This window comes from Erythrobacter sp. RANMB8, assembly GCF_056848235.1.
On record NZ_JBREHG010000020.1, the window covers coordinates 1 to 16086 of the forward strand.

General features: G+C 58.7%; 17 protein-coding genes. 11 read left to right on the plus strand and 6 right to left on the minus strand.

Annotated features, from left to right (window positions below):
• Window positions 1–28 precede the first annotated feature (28 nt).
• Window positions 29–1540, plus strand: a complete 1512-nt coding sequence (locus tag ACU0AG_RS15715) for a hypothetical protein (protein WP_482783209.1) — start codon at window positions 29–31, stop codon at window positions 1538–1540.
• Window positions 1541–1592: 52 nt separating this feature from the next.
• Here the strand turns inward: ACU0AG_RS15715 and ACU0AG_RS15720 are convergent, their stop codons facing one another.
• From ACU0AG_RS15720 to ACU0AG_RS15740, 5 genes are all read right to left on the minus strand, one after another.
• A complete protein-coding gene (locus ACU0AG_RS15720) occupies window positions 1593–2018 on the minus strand; it encodes a hypothetical protein (protein ID WP_482783210.1) in 426 nt (141 codons plus the stop codon).
• Window positions 2018–2188: a hypothetical protein gene (locus tag ACU0AG_RS15725; RefSeq protein WP_482783211.1), complete on the minus strand. Its 171-nt coding sequence runs from the start codon at window positions 2186–2188 to the stop codon at window positions 2018–2020. Before ACU0AG_RS15725 ends, ACU0AG_RS15720 begins: the two co-directional genes overlap by 1 nt.
• A gap of 187 nt (window positions 2189–2375) precedes the next feature.
• Window positions 2376–2552: a hypothetical protein gene (locus tag ACU0AG_RS15730; protein WP_482783212.1), complete on the minus strand. Its 177-nt coding sequence runs from the start codon at window positions 2550–2552 to the stop codon at window positions 2376–2378.
• Between the two features lie 170 nt (window positions 2553–2722).
• The gene (locus ACU0AG_RS15735) at window positions 2723–3301 is read right to left on the minus strand and encodes a hypothetical protein (RefSeq protein ID WP_482783213.1); all 579 of its coding nucleotides are present in this window, start codon (window positions 3299–3301) and stop codon (window positions 2723–2725) included.
• Between the two features lie 6 nt (window positions 3302–3307).
• Window positions 3308–3799: a GIY-YIG nuclease family protein gene (locus ACU0AG_RS15740; protein ID WP_482783214.1), complete on the minus strand. Its 492-nt coding sequence runs from the start codon at window positions 3797–3799 to the stop codon at window positions 3308–3310.
• Window positions 3800–3921: 122 nt separating this feature from the next.
• Between ACU0AG_RS15740 and ACU0AG_RS15745 the strand changes: the two genes are divergently transcribed.
• The 10 genes from ACU0AG_RS15745 (at window position 3922) to ACU0AG_RS15790 (ending at window position 15890) form a co-directional block, all read left to right on the plus strand.
• Window positions 3922–4479, plus strand: a complete 558-nt coding sequence (locus ACU0AG_RS15745; RefSeq protein WP_482783215.1) for a hypothetical protein — start codon at window positions 3922–3924, stop codon at window positions 4477–4479.
• Window positions 4476–5000: a hypothetical protein gene (locus tag ACU0AG_RS15750; RefSeq protein WP_482783216.1), complete on the plus strand. Its 525-nt coding sequence runs from the start codon at window positions 4476–4478 to the stop codon at window positions 4998–5000. The genes ACU0AG_RS15745 and ACU0AG_RS15750 overlap by 4 nt, the downstream gene beginning before the upstream one ends.
• Window positions 5000–5914 carry a hypothetical protein gene (locus ACU0AG_RS15755; protein ID WP_482783217.1) on the plus strand — a complete coding sequence of 305 codons (915 nt, stop codon included), beginning with the start codon at window positions 5000–5002 and terminating at the stop codon, window positions 5912–5914. The genes ACU0AG_RS15750 and ACU0AG_RS15755 overlap by 1 nt, the downstream gene beginning before the upstream one ends.
• Window positions 5915–5964: 50 nt before the next feature.
• On the plus strand, window positions 5965–8721 hold the full coding sequence (locus tag ACU0AG_RS15760; protein WP_482783218.1) for a class I SAM-dependent DNA methyltransferase: 2757 nt from the start codon (window positions 5965–5967) through the stop codon (window positions 8719–8721).
• Window positions 8718–9482 (plus strand): hypothetical protein, encoded by a 765-nt coding sequence (locus ACU0AG_RS15765; protein ID WP_482783219.1) that lies wholly within the window; start codon window positions 8718–8720, stop codon window positions 9480–9482. Before ACU0AG_RS15760 ends, ACU0AG_RS15765 begins: the two co-directional genes overlap by 4 nt.
• Window positions 9483–9513: 31 nt before the next feature.
• Window positions 9514–11007: an ATP-binding protein gene (locus ACU0AG_RS15770; RefSeq protein WP_482783220.1), complete on the plus strand. Its 1494-nt coding sequence runs from the start codon at window positions 9514–9516 to the stop codon at window positions 11005–11007.
• A gap of 272 nt (window positions 11008–11279) precedes the next feature.
• Window positions 11280–12338, plus strand: coding sequence for a hypothetical protein (locus tag ACU0AG_RS15775; protein ID WP_482783221.1), 1059 nt, complete (start codon window positions 11280–11282; stop codon window positions 12336–12338).
• 71 nt (window positions 12339–12409) lie between these two features.
• A complete protein-coding gene (locus ACU0AG_RS15780; RefSeq protein ID WP_482783222.1) occupies window positions 12410–14422 on the plus strand; it encodes a DEAD/DEAH box helicase in 2013 nt (670 codons plus the stop codon).
• Window positions 14415–15611: a GIY-YIG nuclease family protein gene (locus ACU0AG_RS15785; RefSeq protein WP_482783223.1), complete on the plus strand. Its 1197-nt coding sequence runs from the start codon at window positions 14415–14417 to the stop codon at window positions 15609–15611. Before ACU0AG_RS15780 ends, ACU0AG_RS15785 begins: the two co-directional genes overlap by 8 nt.
• 18 nt (window positions 15612–15629) lie before the next feature.
• The gene (locus ACU0AG_RS15790; RefSeq protein WP_482783224.1) at window positions 15630–15890 is read left to right on the plus strand and encodes a hypothetical protein; all 261 of its coding nucleotides are present in this window, start codon (window positions 15630–15632) and stop codon (window positions 15888–15890) included.
• A 10-nt stretch (window positions 15891–15900) separates the two neighbouring features.
• Here ACU0AG_RS15790 and ACU0AG_RS15795 read toward each other — a convergent pair.
• Window positions 15901–16086, minus strand: a 186-nt coding sequence (locus tag ACU0AG_RS15795) for a hypothetical protein (protein ID WP_482783225.1), incomplete at its 5' end; no start/stop codon positions are given.

Below are 16086 nucleotides of genomic sequence, written 5' to 3' on the forward strand. Positions count from 1 at the left end.
ATTTCATGTTCAACCAGTGAGGAGAAACATGAAAGTATACTACGACGATTCATATGCAGGTTCGGGAAAAACAGAGCGAGCTATCAAGGAAATGGTGAGGTCGAAGCGCAAGACGCTGTTCTTCACCGAGAGGGTCGAGAGTTTCGACGAACTTGAGCGCCGCATCAACAAGCAGGCGGGGATCGATGGCACCGCGCCCATCATCGATAAGGTCTACAGCGCCCAGACCGACCGCCTCGGTTCAGTCTCACGGCAGATCGAGGCGCTTTCAGAGCGACATCAGCATCACGATCACGTTATCGTGATCGCCACGCACGCAGGCATGTTGCGATCCGACTTTTCGAGTTTCAGGGACTGGCACGTCATCGTGGACGAGGTGCCGCAGTTCGTGGACTACGAGGAAAAGCGCACCCACCTCGACGTAGCCTTCTTCAAGACGCACTATGAACTGGAAGCCGTGACGGGTGCGTGGTGCTTTGTGAAGCCCACACCAGCGGGGTCTGCGCTGTCTGTCACTGACGTTCTCGCCGACCAATCGCACGACCATCTAGCGGTCTTCCACCGCCGAGTCCTCGAAGCGTCGTCTGAGAGTTCGAACCGCTGCGTGCTGGTCAACATGCCAAGCTGGGAAGCGATGGCGGATCGGAAGGTTCAATGGTGCTGGGCGAGCGCCTTCACTCTAAAGGAGCTTGAGCACTTCGAGACCGTCACGGTGCTCGGGAACAGGTTTCGGTCGGACGTGGGGGCGCTCATTTCACAGAAGATGGGCCTCAATGACATCGAATGGGAGCCGCTGCCGCGTCCCTCGACGAAGCGCTTCTTCCAGTTTCGTCCCGTCCAAATCAACTACTTCTCGGAGACACGCTCAGCTAGCCGATATCTCTTCGAGTCCGAGGCAGGACAAGTCATGCTTCGCGAGATCGGCGCGCGGTTGGCGAAGGAGTTGAATGGGCTCGGCCACATCTGGACGGCGAACGAGCGCGACAAGGGTTCAGCGAAAGCTCCGCGTCCGAAGGCACTCCTCCAAGGGGCGGGGATGGATGCTGCCAAGTTTCTCTCACCTCGGCAGGCAGGCACGAACCTATACAAGGGCATGAGCCATGCGGCAGCCATCTACTCCGCGAAGGCCTCTCCCAACCTCGTCGCTTTGCTCGATGTGCTCGGGATCGACCGAGAAGCGTGGGAGAGGAGTGTCGAGCACGAGACAATCTTGCAGTTCGTCACAAGAACGAGCGTCCGAAATCCCGATGACTCATCGCCTGTCAGGCTGTGGGTCTTCGACCGAGAGCAGGCGCTCTACCTCAAGACCTATTTCGACGGGCTCGGCTTTGCCTCGGCAACGATCTCGCTGGTGTCGGATGGGCCAGTGATCCCCGCGATGGGGAAACGCGGTCGCGCGCCGAGCGTATACACACCTTCGGAGCAGGAGCAGCGGAAAGAAAGAAAGCGCGAGAAGGACAGGGAGCGTAAGCGGCGGTCTCGGGAGCGAGAGAAGCAGCGGCTAGAGGCGGCAGCCTCGCAGAATAAGAAAGCTGCATGAGGTGATGGGGCGTCCTTCGGGATGCCCCATGATAGCTGGGTTCTTCCGTCAATCAGACCACCGCGCCGCAATAGGCAACTCGGCGCACGAAGATCGAATGTTCGGGGCCTTCGGTGGTGGCGGCGATTGACCGAAGATACAGGTCGTGAATCTGTCTTCCCACCTCCCGCACGGATGTTGAGTTGAGGCGCGCGGTCAGGTGGGGTTTGCTCTCGCGCATCGTCGTGAACCACCCCTGCGAACGCCGTCCGCCCTCAACCAGCAATGCCGTTTCGGCGACTTCGACGTTGATGGTTTCGCGCAGCGTTCCTGACCTCAGCATCAGGCAACTGACAATGAGAGCGTCCTGAGGCGACAGGATGCAAACCTTGCTCGGGCGAGCCTCGGGCTTGAAGGCGACGGCAATCATCCCAGCATCGAGAGCGATTTCAATGATGCCTGCGACGGTGCGGGAAGAGGAATGGACGCGATGCAACACTAGCTCGTCCAGATCACCGACCCGTTCGCATCAACCACGCGCACTCGCTCGCGGCGCGGTTCCTTCGCAACAGACTGCGCGCGATGGATCGCGATATCCTGCGAACTGGAATCGGCGGCCAGCGTCCAACGCGTATCGTTCGGGCGCATGTATTCGACGCGGTAGATCATCGATCCTCCTCTGCTCAGTGTTGAGATCAAGGCCGATGTCGTCGTGGACGTGAGAGCTTCGGGCCACGGCACCTGCCGCCCAATGAACTCTCACAGTTCTGAAATCCGCCAAGAAAATGATTTTCGAGGCTAGATCAGCGCGAGGCACGACCCATTGCTGTGCGACGGCGTGCTTCGTCCGCCGCAATTACAGCGCGGCAATCGTTGAGAGCAGAAGCGCGAAACATGGCAGCATCGAGCGCTGACTCGAAGCCCATAACGATGATGCCTCGAACGCCTCGCGTCGTTTGCTTCCATCGACCAGTGCAGCAGTCGCGGCACCATAGGCGAAGCTCGTCGGCAAGCTCTTCTGGGCATTCGTCATGCCCTAGGCTGATGGTAACGGATGTCGCAGGCGAGAAGGCGTAGTTTCGGCCAGAGGCGATGCGTTCGCAAAGGTCGCGGATGGGATGACTGGTCATCCAGTATTTAGGCAGGGTGACCAATTCCGCGTCCCAGCTTCGCTCGACCATTACCGCTCATTGTCGGGTTCGGTCAGGTGCTGCACTCTTTTCTCACCTCAGATGATGCAGCCTCGAAGGCCTCTTCCACCGACAAGCCATCTACAAGCAACTCGATGATGAGTTCGCGGTGAGCTTCGATGCCCTTTGGCAGGGCGACTCGATGCTGCTGGTAATGTGCGGACATAAGCTTCTTCGCCTCGTCACGCTTCCGCTTCGGACGCGAACGGGCCGCTGCTTCCTTCCGCAGACCCTCAATGTGTAGGTCAAACTCTTCGGACACGGTGCTCCAATCGAACGCGGCCACCTGTGCGCGGACGTGAACTGGATCAGCGCCGAACGCCGAACCGACCTCGCCTGTGTCAGCATTCACGACCAAGCTGGTGAGGTCTGGCAGCGCATGTTCATTCAGGAACATCCGAACGACATCGAGCCTGCGACCCAATGAGATCGGGATAGCTCGCTGGACAGCTTCGTTCTCGGGGAACCGCCTTTGCGCCTCATCGAGAAGCTGCCCATAGGTTAGCTTCGTCGGCGGCGACTGTCGCGCGCACTCAACCATGACGGGGTAAAGCGCTGAGGCAATAGCGAGGTCGATTTCAGTTAAGTTCACGCCGCCTTAGCCCCCAAGCCTGTGTGGATCGTTCGCGAATGGCGGTTTGCCATATTCGGCGCGGAACTCAGCCAGTAGCCGTGCCTCGTAGACCAGCGGATCGATGTCAGGGGTCGGCTTCCACGCGATCAGCAGCCTTGAGGATTCTTCCAGTTGCCAGATCAGCCGACCTCCCCAGTGGCCGATCTTCTGCCCCGCGCCGAACTTTGCGAACTCCTTAAGGCGGCGACGCATGTTGTTGGCCTTGCCGATGTAGACGATCTCAGCGCCCTCAACCCAGTTGGCCTGAAGCTCGTCGATGCTGACAGTCGGATCGCGATCTTTAAACCAGCCCCCGCAACTCTTGGTCATGAAGGTTGGAGCCGAGGCATCGTCGCGAGCGACGACATAGACCCCGCCGACCTCGGGGCACGGATCAGTGATTCTCAACGTGTCGAAGGTTACCCAGCCTTCGAAGCCGTTTACGGCCAGAGAACCCCGCGTGAAGTAGCTCGTCATTCCTCGAATGGGCATTATAGATGGCATCAAGTCAACTACTTAGAGGGTTCAACATGCGCCCCCCCAGATCAGTCTCAGCACTGGAGGAACTCGGTCGAGTGCGGCTATCAGAGAACTTCTTCATGCGAGACATGCTCTATTCCGAGATCGCCAACTCCTATGGCATACCGAACATTCCTGACGATCCCGATCTTGCAATCGCCGCTGGCACGCGCCTTTGCGAAGAACTCCTTGAGCCGATCTGGGCCAAGCTCGGCCGTATCTCGATCCGCTCAGCCTTCCGATCTTGTGCTGTGAATGAGGCAGGCGTGGGCAAGCACAATTGCGCTCGCAATGAGGCCAATTACGCGGCCCATATATGGGATCGGCGCGACGCGGAGGGCTGCATGGGAGCGACGGCCTGCATCGTCGTGCACAGCTTCATCCCCTACTTCGAGCGCACTGGACACTGGCAAGCACTGGCGTGGTGGCTGCACGATAACGTGCCCAACAACGCTGGCCTGACCTTCTTCCCTAAACTCGGCGCGTTCAACATCTCATGGCATGAGCGGCCCGTCCGCAGCATTTACAGCTACGTGTCTCCGAAGGGCTGGCTCACCAAGCAAGGGATGGGCAACTACGAAGGGTCACATGCCGAACATTACCGCGCATGGCTTGAGGAAGCAGGAGTGGGGCATTGAACATCGACAAGATCATCACGGCGCTTCCCGAGATGTCCAAGCAAGAGCGTGATCGCGTCCGCGCGAATGCCGAGAAGCTACTCGATTCTGGCAACGCAGAGCAGAAGGCAGCAGCGACAAAGGTCATTGCCTCGCTCGGCGATGTCGAGGAGGCCGAGCACAAGGCCTTGGTTGATCGCCTCAATGGCATGGAGGTGTCGGCGCGTGTCGTCGAAGCGTTCCAAGCGCAACCGATGACTGAAAACGAGGCCAAAATCATTCAGGTTCTCTTGGATCACCCGAGTTCGACTTCGACAGAGCTATCCAAGGCTTTAGGATGGCGCGCGCAGTCTTGGCACATGCACTTCGGCACCATGTGCGCGAACAGAGCCATCTACCTCTGGCCAGCGCCAAAGTCCCAAGCTCGACCTGCCGACTTCTACAGCGGCATCCTCGCAGACCTCTCCCCTGACAACAGGTGGACAATAAAGCCTGAGGTTGAGCCAGCATTCTCCGCACTCGGTCTGCGTGCGCGGCGCTGATGCTCAAGGCCCTTAGACGGATCGGACAACGTTTTCGGCTCGAACTGGCGTTCGTCAAGCATGAGCGGATAGAGCGGATGCGTCACCGCGCCAATGCGGACGAAAGGTTCGATCTGGAGAACCGTTCGGCGGAAATCACGCGGGTCGAGAACACGATCCGTGCAGAGGTTAGTGCGCGGTTCGACCGAGAAGTTTCTGCGGCTGGCGAAAAGGAGAGCAACGCTCTTCGTGCGCACAGTGACGCTGAGGATGTTGAGCGACTAATGCGGAGGCACTTCAAGTCGGAACTTGACCCCCTCTACGAGGAATTGGAGCGGCTGAAGGGTCAGCTTTCTGAAGCCTATGACGCAAAATCTGCTGCATACGACGACTTGCGATCAGCCCAATCATCCTTGCGCTCGTGGTATGCCACTTCAGATCGATACTTCTTCGGCAACAGGGGAAGAAAACTACCCTATCGCTCATTCTTCGGGCAGGATTTGCGGGGCCGGGATTCCCTCAAGTATGAGCGCAACGATGCTGCCTCAGATATCGGCGAAGCGAAAGACAAGATCGACCGCCTAAAGCGACTCAAATCCGAGATCGGCTCCAAGATCGGATTGATCAAAGAAGATCGTGCACGGGCCCGCGAGTTGCGGGAGCAAGGGTTCACCGCAAGGATCGCTGCCGATCAGGTTCAGGAATGCGGAGCAGCCTTGGCCGCTGCTACAGCAGAAAAGATGGCTCTGCTGGAAGCTCAAGCCGCTTTCGCCGCTCATCTGGCGCAGCAGCATAGGCTTGCTGAACGTCGAGCCGAACTCGAAGCTCTCAAGGCTGAGCACAAAGCGTTCCTTAAGTCGTTCTCGACACCTGAGGAAAAAGCCAAGCGCAAGAAAGAGTTCGAGCGGACTTTCCGTGGGGATATCGCTGCCTAACGCTCTATGCCGCTTGGCGCTGAGGCCCACGATGCATAAAGCACTCAAACATGAACCCCGTCGAGATCGAAGAAGCCATCACCCAACTCGCCTCGGAGCCGTTTGATCGGGCCGAGTTCCCCTTCCAGTTCCTCACCGCCTTCGGGAACAAGAAAACCACCATCGACCGCCTGCGGAAGGGCAACACCAACCAGTCCGATCTCAGCGGCGGCGTGCTTCAGCGTAGCAACATCCACATCGCCACCTGCGCCCCCGGCGCGGTGGGCGAGACGCTGACGGCCCTGCGCATCAGCCCCAAAACCGCCACCAACAAGGCCAAGTTCATCCTCGCCACCGATGGCGAGGAGTTTCAGGCGGAAGACCTTAACACGGGCGAGACCGTCGCCTGCGACTATCCCGATTTCCCCGACCATTTCGGCTTCTTCCTGCCGCTCGCAGGCATCACCACCGTCGAGCAAATCCGCGAAAGCTCGTTCGATATCCGCGCGACCAGTCGCCTCAACCGCCTCTACATGACGCTGTTGCAGGACAACCCCGACTGGGCGAAGGCCGAGCGCCGCACTGACATGAACCACTTCATGGCGCGGCTGATCTTCTGCTTCTTCGCCGAGGATACCGACATCTTCCACCCCAGCTATCGCTTCACCGCCACGGTCGAGAAGATGAGCGCAGGAGGCGCGGACAACACCGCCGATGTAATCAGCGAACTCTTCCGCGCGATGAACACACCGCTCGCCAAGCGTCAGGAAGAGGGCATTGCCCGTTGGGCGGACGGCTTCCCCTACGTGAACGGCAACCTGTTCTCGGGCGGCGTGGATGTCCCGCGTTTCAGCAAGATCGCCCGATCCTACCTCATCCACATCGGCAATCTCGACTGGACGAAGATCAACCCCGATATCTTCGGGTCGATGATTCAGGCTGTCGCCGACGATGAGGAGCGCGGCGCGCTCGGCATGCATTACACCAGCGTGCCGAACATTCTCAAGGTGCTGAACCCCCTGTTTCTCGATGATCTGCGCGCAAAGCTTGAGGAGGCAGGCGACAACTCCCGCAAGCTCCTCAACCTGCGCAGCCGCATGGCAAAGATCAGGGTCTTCGATCCCGCTTGTGGCAGCGGCAACTTCCTCGTCATCGCCTACAAGGCGATGCGGGAGATTGAAGCTGAGATCAACAAACGGCGCGGCGAGCCCGACCGCAAGACCGAGATTCCGCTGACCAACTTTCGCGGAATCGAACTGCGCGATTTCCCCGCCGAGATCGCCCGCCTCGCGCTCATTATCGCCGAGTATCAGTGCGATGTCCTCTATCGCGGGCAGAAGGAGGCTTTGGCCGAGTTTCTTCCACTCGATAGCGAGAACTGGATCACCTGCGGCAACGCCCTGCGGCTCAATTGGTTGGAAATCTGCCCGCCAACTGGGACGGGCGTGAAGGTTCGTAGCGACGACCTATTCCAAACACCGCTCGATCAGGCGGAAATTGACTTCGAGAACTATGGTGGCGAGACCTACATCTGCGGCAATCCACCTTATCTAGGCAGCAAATGGCAAACATCTGAGCAAAAGGCCGACCTTGAGCGGATTTTTTCCCGACATACCACGGCTTGGAAATCGCTCGACTACGTAGCTGGATGGTTTGCCAAGGCCGCTGATTATGGCACCCACACACCGACGACCTCCGCATTTGTCTCCACCAATTCGATATGCCAAGGTGTGCAAGTTCCTATACTGTGGCCAGTCATCTTCGCTACTGGTCATAGGATCGTCTTCGCCCACACCTCATTTCGTTGGGCGAACCTTGCCAGCCATAACGCAGGCGTCACGGTGGCCATTATAGCAATCGCTCGGGAAACTCGTGACTGCGGCCCAATGATTTACTCCATAGGGGAAGATGGAGGAACGATAGCGAAAGCTGCTGAGCGGATATGCGCCTACCTCGTCCCGGGCGACGGCATCGAAATCAAGCCCGCGCGTCGCTCAATATCAGGATGCGCATACATGGACCTCGGGAACATGCCGAAAGACGGTGGGCATCTGCTGCTAAGCTTCAACGAAGCAGCAGAATTGAAACTCGCCGAACCCGATACTGCCAGATTCATCTTCGACTTCGTTGGGTCGCAAGAGTTTGTGAAGGGCATTGTTCGCAGATGCCTCTGGATCGAGGACCATGAGGTGGACCAAGCGCGGCAATCGGACCGATTGACTTCACGTCTAGATGGTGTCCGCAAGATGCGGTTGTCGAGTGATGCAGAGTCAACTCGGGCATTTGCAGATCGGCCTCACCGATTCAAACAGATACAAGGACGGGGCAAGCTCTCCACGGTCGTGGTGCCAAAAGTGACATCTGAACGACGCGGCTATCTTCCAGTCGGCTTGCTGTCTGCCCATTCCATCGTCTCGGACAACGCCTTCGCACTGTATGATGCGCCCCTCTGGAACATGGCCATTGTTGCGTCTCGTGTTCACTGGGTGTGGGTCTCGACTGTCTGCGGTCAACTTGAAACGCGGATTCGATACTCAAACACTCTGGGATGGCACACCTTCCCGCTCCCCAAGCTGACCGAGCAGAATAAGGCCGACCTCACCCGCTGCGCCGAGAACATCCTGCTCGCGCGCGAGGCGCATTTCCCTGCCACCATCGCCGATCTCTACGATCCCGAAACCATGCCCGAAGACCTCCGCTGCACCCACGATGAGAACGACGAGGTGCTCGAACGCATCTACATCGGACGCCGCTTCCGCAACGACACCGAACGCCTCGAAAAGCTGTTCGAACTCTACACCAAGATGACGAGCAAGAAGGCGGCATGAGCAAGCCTGATCGCGTCTTCTTGCAGATGTGGGGGCCGACGCGTGAGCACCTGATTGCCAGCCACGAGTTCTACGTGTCGGAGGCCAAGCGGCGGCTGCTCGACCCGTTCACGGACGAAAGCATGACGGAAGATGCCGATGCGTTCGCCGAGGCTTGGCTCGCTCGCATACCCTTCGCCCCTGATCGCGATGACCCTGCTGACCACTATGAGCAATCATACGACGAGAGCATCGGATTCTATCAGAGGCTCGCCGACCTGAGGGACAACACGCGATTGAGCATCATCGCGGGCATGTTCCACGAGTGGGAAAAACAGGTGCGTGACTGGCTCGGTCGAGAGCTTGGCCACTACGGCTTCGGCAAGTATGCGCATGCAGCAGTTTGGTCGGTGAAGCTCGACGAGCTATTCGATCTTTTTGAGGCTTGCGGTTGGCCTGTGCGCACGCTCGGGTTTTTCGAGCAGCTACAGCGGTGCCAACTGGTCACCAACGTCTATAAGCACGGCAATGGCCCCTCGTTCGAAGCCCTGAAGGCCATTGCACCCGATCTGATCGGAAATAGCGCTGGCCTTCCAGCGTTCTTCGTTTCGGCATTGGATTACTCGTCCCTCTCCGTGAGAGACGATGATCTTGCGCGCTTTGCAGAAGCGATCACCTCGTTCTGGCGTGAACTGCCAGAGAATATCTTTTTCTCTCAGGTGAAAGAGGTGCCAAAGTGGCTCGAACGTGCGCTCCGTAAAGAGCGCGAGGAAGGACGCTGATGTTCACGCATTTCGAGAGGCAAATGGCGGCATGAGCGAAGAAGAGACGCCTGTAGCTGCTCCGTTGCCTATCGAGCAGGCTCGCCAGCTTGCGCTGATCGACGATCTGCGGGCGTTGCCTGCGGAGACGCCTTGGGTCGAGTTCAAGGAGAATAACGACGACGCAGAGATGATCGGCAAGCTCATCTCCGCCCTGTCGAACGCTGCGCGTCTTGCTGACGAACACTTCGCCTACGTCGTCTGGGGCATCCGCGATGGCGACCATGCACCCGTGGGAACAACTTTCGAGCCACTGTCCGCGAGACGGAGCAATCAGCCGCTTGAGTTCTGGCTAAGTCAGCATCTGAGGCCGTCACTCGCGTTCGATTTTAAGACCCTCGACTATGAGGGCAAAAGGCTTGTGCTGCTGACTATTCCTGCGGCGGCAGTAAGCCCTATCGAGTTCGACCGAACGGCTTTCGTTCGCATCGGGAGTGCAACACCGCGTCTCGCGGATAATGCGGAACGGCAGAGGCTGCTGTGGTCGAAGCTTCAGCCTTACGCGTGGGAGACGGGCTTAGCGGCGCAATTCCTTGATGGTCACGAGGTTTTGGCCAAGCTCGACCATAGCAGCTACTTCGATTTGACGGGGCAACCTCTACCCGAGACCCGTCAGGGTATATTTGACCGATTGCTGGCAGATCGACTGATTTCGGCGGATGTTGGCGGCAAGTGGAACATCACCAATCTAGGTGCGATTTTGTTCGCTAAGCAGCTTGCGGATTTCTCGCCCTCGATAGCTCGCAAGGCGGTGCGTTTCGTCGCTTACGAGGGGAACAATCGGGCCAGCAAGGTCATCCATCGTCGCGATGGTCAGAACGGCTACGCGTGCGGGTTCGCTGGCCTTGCGGACTACATCGATGGTTTGCTGCCGAGAAATGAGCATATCGGCAAAGCGTTCAGAGAGGAGGAGCCACTCTATCCCAGTGTGGCGATCCGCGAATTGATCGCCAACGCCCTGATCCACCAAGATATGACGATCACAGGCGCTGGTCCGTTGATCGAGATGTTCAAGGATCGGCTTGAGATCACCAATCCCGGCGAACCGCTGGTGAGCCCAGATCGCTTCCTCGATTCACCACCGCGCTCTCGGAATGAAGCTTTGGCTTCGTTGATGCGCCGAATGCGACTGTGCGAGGAACAGGGAACTGGGATCGATAAGGTTCTTGCTTCGGCTGAGTTGCATCAACTGCCTCCACCAGATTTCCAGAACGTCGATACCGCCGTTCGTGCAACGCTGTTCGCACCGCGTCGGTTCGCCGATATGTCGCCAGAAGAGCGTGTCCGTGCTTGTTATCAGCATGCCGCGCTGAAGTATGTCAGCGGTGAGCGCATGACCAATTCGAGCTTGCGAGAGCGTCTTGGAATCGCCGAGCGCAACGCCTCACAAGCATCGACTGTTATCCGTCTGGCACTAGAAGAAGGGCAAATTAGGCCCGCTGATCCCGAGCATCCACGTGCTGGGTATGTTCCTCACTGGGCGTAGCTTGTGGAAAGTTTTGATCGGGTTTTGATTCAAGGGCGACAAAAGCGTCCCTTGAGATGCGGAAACGATGGAATCGCTTGGGAAAACGCACGTTCTCTCTTTTGAGCGCGTTTTGATCCATCGGAACTTAGGGGGAACAAAACCGCCGAGGATAAAGGGTGGGCTTTATGATAACGGTTCAATTTGAAGGGCTTTCATAGTCGCTTATGACATGAGGCTAATGTCGCCGCTCTGCATGGCTGAGGCGGTCTCAAGAAGGGGGCGTCTTTCAAATGACTCGACTGTTTCGAGTTTCAGATCAGGGTCTCGTCGAGAGCCAGCGCAAGGCGCTCGATCTTGAGAAGCGGATTCAAGATTGGGTCGAACAAGACCTGAGCCTCATAGGCGTGGATGGAATCATCCTTGGCCGAGAGGTCTGGACGGCTCACAGCAAGCGCATCGACCTGCTGGCGATGGACGAAGAGGGCAACCTCATCATCATCGAGTTGAAGAGGGACTCCAGCGCCCGCGACATCGTGGCACAGGTGCTCGACTACGCCTCATGGGTCTGCAAGCTGACCACCAACGAGGTCTATGAGATCGCACAGGCGGGGCGTGGCAAGTCGCTCGCCGAAATCTACCGTGACAAGTTCGGCAAGGCACCGCCCGAGACGCTCAACGCCACGCACCAGATGGTCATCGTCGCCAGCGAGGTCGATGAGGCGACCAAGCGGATCATCGAATACCTCTCTGAGGAGCACAACGTCGGGATCAACGCCAGCTTCTTCAACATCTTCGGAGCCGAAGGGCATGAGTGGCTGACGACCGACAGCCTCCTCGATCAGGAGGAGGTGAAGGATCGCTCGGTCAAAAAGGCCCGCGCACCTTGGTCGGGCTTCTACTACGTGACTGGCGGAACGGAGGAATACCGTCCTTGGGAAGAGATGCGTCAGAACGGGTTCTTCACGGCATCGGGTGGCCGCGTCTACTCGAACAAGCTCGACAATCTCGGGATCGGTGCTCCGATCTTCTTCTACCAGAAGAACACGGGTTATCTGGGCTTCGGACGGGTCACGACGCCCAAAATGCGCGCGAGCGAGTTCATTCTGGCAGACGGGATTCCACTACTGGAGAGGCTGCCTAACCGTCGCTACCTCACTGAGTCAGAGGATGATCCTGATCGCGCCTCATACGTTGTCGGCGTCGAATGGAAGAAGACCGTTGATCGGCGGGATGCCAAAACCTTCGCAGGCATCTTTGCCAACCAGAACGTCGTCTGCAAAATCTATGATCAAGAGACCGCTGACTTCCTTCGCAGGGAGTTCGAGGTATCGGACGAGGAACTCGCGTGACCACTTCCAAGCCCATCCCTGCCGTCTCATTCCAGACTGCCCGAACAGGCGCGTCCACCAACGCGAATGAAATGGGCATGCGCCCGATGCAGGAGCGCGCTTATGCCAAGCGCGGTGAGCAGTATCTGCTGATCAAGTCTCCCCCAGCCTCGGGCAAATCTCGGGCGCTGATGTTCATCGCGCTCGACAAGCTCCACAATCAAGGGCTCCAGCAGGCGATCATCGTCGTGCCCGAGAAGTCGATTGGCGGTTCTTTCATGGATGAGCCCCTCTCGAAGTTCGGGTTCTGGGCCGACTGGGAAGTGCGCCCGAAGTGGAATCTCTGCAATGCCGCAGGGCCAGATGAGGAGCGTGCCGATCCCTCGAAGATCAAGGCCGTAGGCCAGTTCCTCGCCAGTGAGGATAAGGCGCTCGTTTGCACCCATGCGACCTTCCGCTTTGCCGTGGAGCAGCTTGGCGTCGAAGCCTTCGACAACCGCCTGATCGCGGTGGACGAGTTCCACCATGTCTCGGCCAGCGAGGATAATCGGCTCGGCAGCCAGCTTGCCCAGTTCATCCGCCGTGACAAGGCGCATATCGTCGCCATGACGGGCAGCTATTTCCGTGGTGACGCGGTTCCTGTCCTCACCCCCGAGGACGAGGCGAAGTTCGAGACGGTTACCTACACCTACTACGAGCAGTTGAACGGCTACGAGCACCTCAAAGCGCTCAACATCGGCTATTTCTTCTACACGGGACGCTACCTCAACGCGATTGAGGCCGTGCTCGATCCCGCCAAGAAGACCATCGTCCACATCCCTTCCGTCAATTCGCGCGAGAGCACGAAGGACAAGATCAAGGAGGTCGAGGAGATCATGGAATATCTGGGGGAATGGCAGGGTGCCGATCCCCAGACTGGATTCCACCATGTGAAGCTGGCGGATGGTAAGATCGTGAAGATCGCCGATCTGGTCGATGACAGCGATCCCGCGCGGCGCGGCAAGGTGCTCGCGGCGCTTAAAGACCCAGCGCAGCGCAACAACCGCGACCATGTGGACATCATCATCGCGCTCGGTATGGCGAAGGAAGGGTTCGACTGGATTTGGTGCGAGCATGCGCTGACGGTCGGCTATCGATCCAGCCTTACCGAGATCATCCAGATCATCGGGCGCGCCACTCGGGACGCGCCCGGGAAAGAGAGCGCCACCTTCACCAACCTGATCGCAGAGCCCGATGCGTCGGAAGCTGCGGTGGTCGGCGCTATCAACGACACGCTCAAGGCCATTGCCGCCAGCCTTCTGATGGAGCAGGTGCTCGCCCCGCGCTTCACCTTCACGCCCAAGGGCGGCGGGCCGCTCGAAGATTTCGACTACGGCCCCGCAGGATACAAGGAAGGCGAGACGAATGTCGGCGTCCGCGAAGACACGGGGCAGCTTCACTTCGAGATCAAGGGGCTGGTCGAGCCCAAGAGCGACGAGGCCCAGCGCATCTGCAAGGAAGACCTCAACGAGGTGATCACGCAGTTCGTGCAGGACAAGACGGCCATGGAGAAGGGCCTCTTCGACGGCACTCAGGCTGGCGGCGAGACGCTGGCGCAGGAGCTTACCCAAGTGCGCATGGGTAAGATTGTCCGCGACCGTTACCCCGAGTTGAGCGCGGAAGATCAGGAAGCCATCCGCCAGCATGCTATCGCGGCGCTCAACCTCACCCAGAAGGCCAAGGAAATCGCCATCGGCATCGACACTGCCAAGGGCGAGGACGAGAAGGTCAACACTGCGCTGATCGACGGCGTGCGCAAGTTCGCTCTTGAGGTCAAAGACCTCGACATCGATCTCATCGACAGCATCAATCCATTCGAGGCGGCTTATGCTGTGCTGGCAAAGTCGATGAATGAGACGGTCCTTAAGCAGGTGCAGTCGGTGATCTCCGCGAAGAAGGTCAAGATTTCACCTGAGGAAGCGCGCGATCTCGCCGAGCGTGCCCTGCGGTTCAAGAAGGAGCGCGGAAGGCTACCCGACATCACTTCCGCCGACGCGTGGGAAAGGCGAATGGCGGAAGGGGTTGCAGCGCTAGCCCGTTATCGAGCACAGGCCTCCAATGGCTGAACTGTCCGATGATGAACTGCTGGCCGAACTCGGCGTCGAGATCGAGCAACCGAAGGCGCGCACCTACACGCCGCAACAAGAGAGGATCATCGCTGGGTTCGAGGATATTGTCCGCTTCTATGAGGAGTATGGCCGTGCCCCGCTGCATGGCGAAGACCGTGACATTTTCGAGCGCCTCTATGCCGTGCGGCTCGACCGCCTGCGCGAGCTTGAGGAATGCCGCGAGCTTCTCAGCGATATGGACAAGCACGGGCTGCTGACTAGCACGCAGGCGGAGGATCAGGTTCCCCCGTCCGAGATCGATGACGATGCGCTCCTCGCTGAGCTTGGCATCGAGCCGACTGCCGAGGATGACATCCGCGTTCTCCGCCATGTGCCCAGCGCTGAAGAGCGCCGCGCTGCCGAGGAGATTGCGAGCCGCGAGAAGTGTGCGGATTTCGCCAAGTTCAAGCCACTATTCGAGCAGGTTCAGCGCGACCTCGATAGCGGTGCGCGCGAGACGCGGCGATTTGTGAGGGATGCTGGATTCCTCAAGGCCGACATCACCAAGGGTCAGTTCTTCATTCTCGGAGGGCAGATCGCCTACATCGCGGAGGTCGGCGAGACGTTCAAAGCCCCCAACGGCGAATCTGACGCCCGCCTCCGCGTCATCTATGCGAACGGCACCGAGAGCGATCTGCTGCGCCGCTCGATGCAGCGCGCCCTTTACAAGGATGATGCGGGCCGACGGATTACCGAGGTCGAGGCTGGCCCGCTGTTCGCCGCCGATCCCGAAGAGGGCGATCTTGAAAGCGGCACCATCTATGTCCTGCGAAGCAAGTCGGACCATCCGATGGTCGCGGAGAACCGTCACCTCATTCACAAAATCGGCGTGACGGGCGGCTCAGTTGAGACCCGCATCGCGGGTGCTGACAAGTCGGCCACCTACCTGCTGGCAGGTGTCGAGGTCGTCGCGACCTACAAGCTGTTCAACATCAACCGTGTCCAGCTTGAGGGCCTGATCCACAAGGTGTTTGCAGGGGCAGCACTTGATCTCACGATTCCAGATCGGTTCGGGAATCCTGTGAAGCCGCGCGAATGGTTCCTCGTGCCGCTGAGCGCCATCGATGAAGCGGTTGAGCGCATCCGTGACGGTTCGATCACGCGCTACCGCTACGAGCCGAGCGAAGCGCGGCTGATCGAGGGCTGAGGCTCAGGAAGGCGGCAGATGAACGGTATTCGCATGAGACCAGAACCGCCAGCATCTCCGCCGCGCCTCTTGGTCTGCGGCCTAAACTCCGCTGCCTCGGACGAGAAGCTTGAAAGGACACGCAAGAGCCTTGAGGCGCGCTTCGCGCAGCCCGAAACCGCGCAAGACGCTGATCTGGCCGATTGGATCAGCTACTACCTTCGTGAGATCGACTGGTGCGTGGAGCAGAAAGCGGCACGAGCAGCAATGATTGCCGAAGGGAGGTCTCAGGACACGTGACCTTCGACCTTCAAAAGCTCACCAAGTCGGGGTGCACATAGTCGATTTCATATTTGCAGCAGCCGCCCCAGACCTCCATCGTCGCGTCGTCGATGAGGCACTCGATTCCGAGCTTGTGGCAGACCTCTCCCTTCCAGAAGAGGTAGCGATCCCCGCCACTAAGGCCGAGAACGAACGCCTCATAGACTTCATCGGG

Bases quoted from the DNA above. Each gene is read 5' to 3' on its own strand.
- ACU0AG_RS15715 (WP_482783209.1), top strand. From the start codon at position 29: ATGAAAGTATACTACGACGATTCATATGCAGGTTCGGGAAAAACAGAG.
- ACU0AG_RS15725 (WP_482783211.1), bottom strand. From the start codon at position 2,188: ATGATCTACCGCGTCGAATACATGCGCCCGAACGATACGCGTTGGACG.
- ACU0AG_RS15730 (WP_482783212.1), bottom strand. From the start codon at position 2,552: ATGACGAATGCCCAGAAGAGCTTGCCGACGAGCTTCGCCTATGGTGCC.
- ACU0AG_RS15740 (WP_482783214.1), bottom strand. From the start codon at position 3,799: ATGACGAGCTACTTCACGCGGGGTTCTCTGGCCGTAAACGGCTTCGAA.
- ACU0AG_RS15745 (WP_482783215.1), top strand. From the start codon at position 3,922: ATGCGAGACATGCTCTATTCCGAGATCGCCAACTCCTATGGCATACCG.
- ACU0AG_RS15755 (WP_482783217.1), top strand. From the start codon at position 5,000: ATGCTCAAGGCCCTTAGACGGATCGGACAACGTTTTCGGCTCGAACTG.
- ACU0AG_RS15760 (WP_482783218.1), top strand. From the start codon at position 5,965: ATGAACCCCGTCGAGATCGAAGAAGCCATCACCCAACTCGCCTCGGAG.
- ACU0AG_RS15765 (WP_482783219.1), top strand. From the start codon at position 8,718: ATGAGCAAGCCTGATCGCGTCTTCTTGCAGATGTGGGGGCCGACGCGT.
- ACU0AG_RS15770 (WP_482783220.1), top strand. From the start codon at position 9,514: ATGAGCGAAGAAGAGACGCCTGTAGCTGCTCCGTTGCCTATCGAGCAG.
- ACU0AG_RS15775 (WP_482783221.1), top strand. From the start codon at position 11,280: ATGACTCGACTGTTTCGAGTTTCAGATCAGGGTCTCGTCGAGAGCCAG.
- ACU0AG_RS15780 (WP_482783222.1), top strand. From the start codon at position 12,410: ATGGGCATGCGCCCGATGCAGGAGCGCGCTTATGCCAAGCGCGGTGAG.
- ACU0AG_RS15785 (WP_482783223.1), top strand. From the start codon at position 14,415: ATGGCTGAACTGTCCGATGATGAACTGCTGGCCGAACTCGGCGTCGAG.
- ACU0AG_RS15790 (WP_482783224.1), top strand. From the start codon at position 15,630: ATGAACGGTATTCGCATGAGACCAGAACCGCCAGCATCTCCGCCGCGC.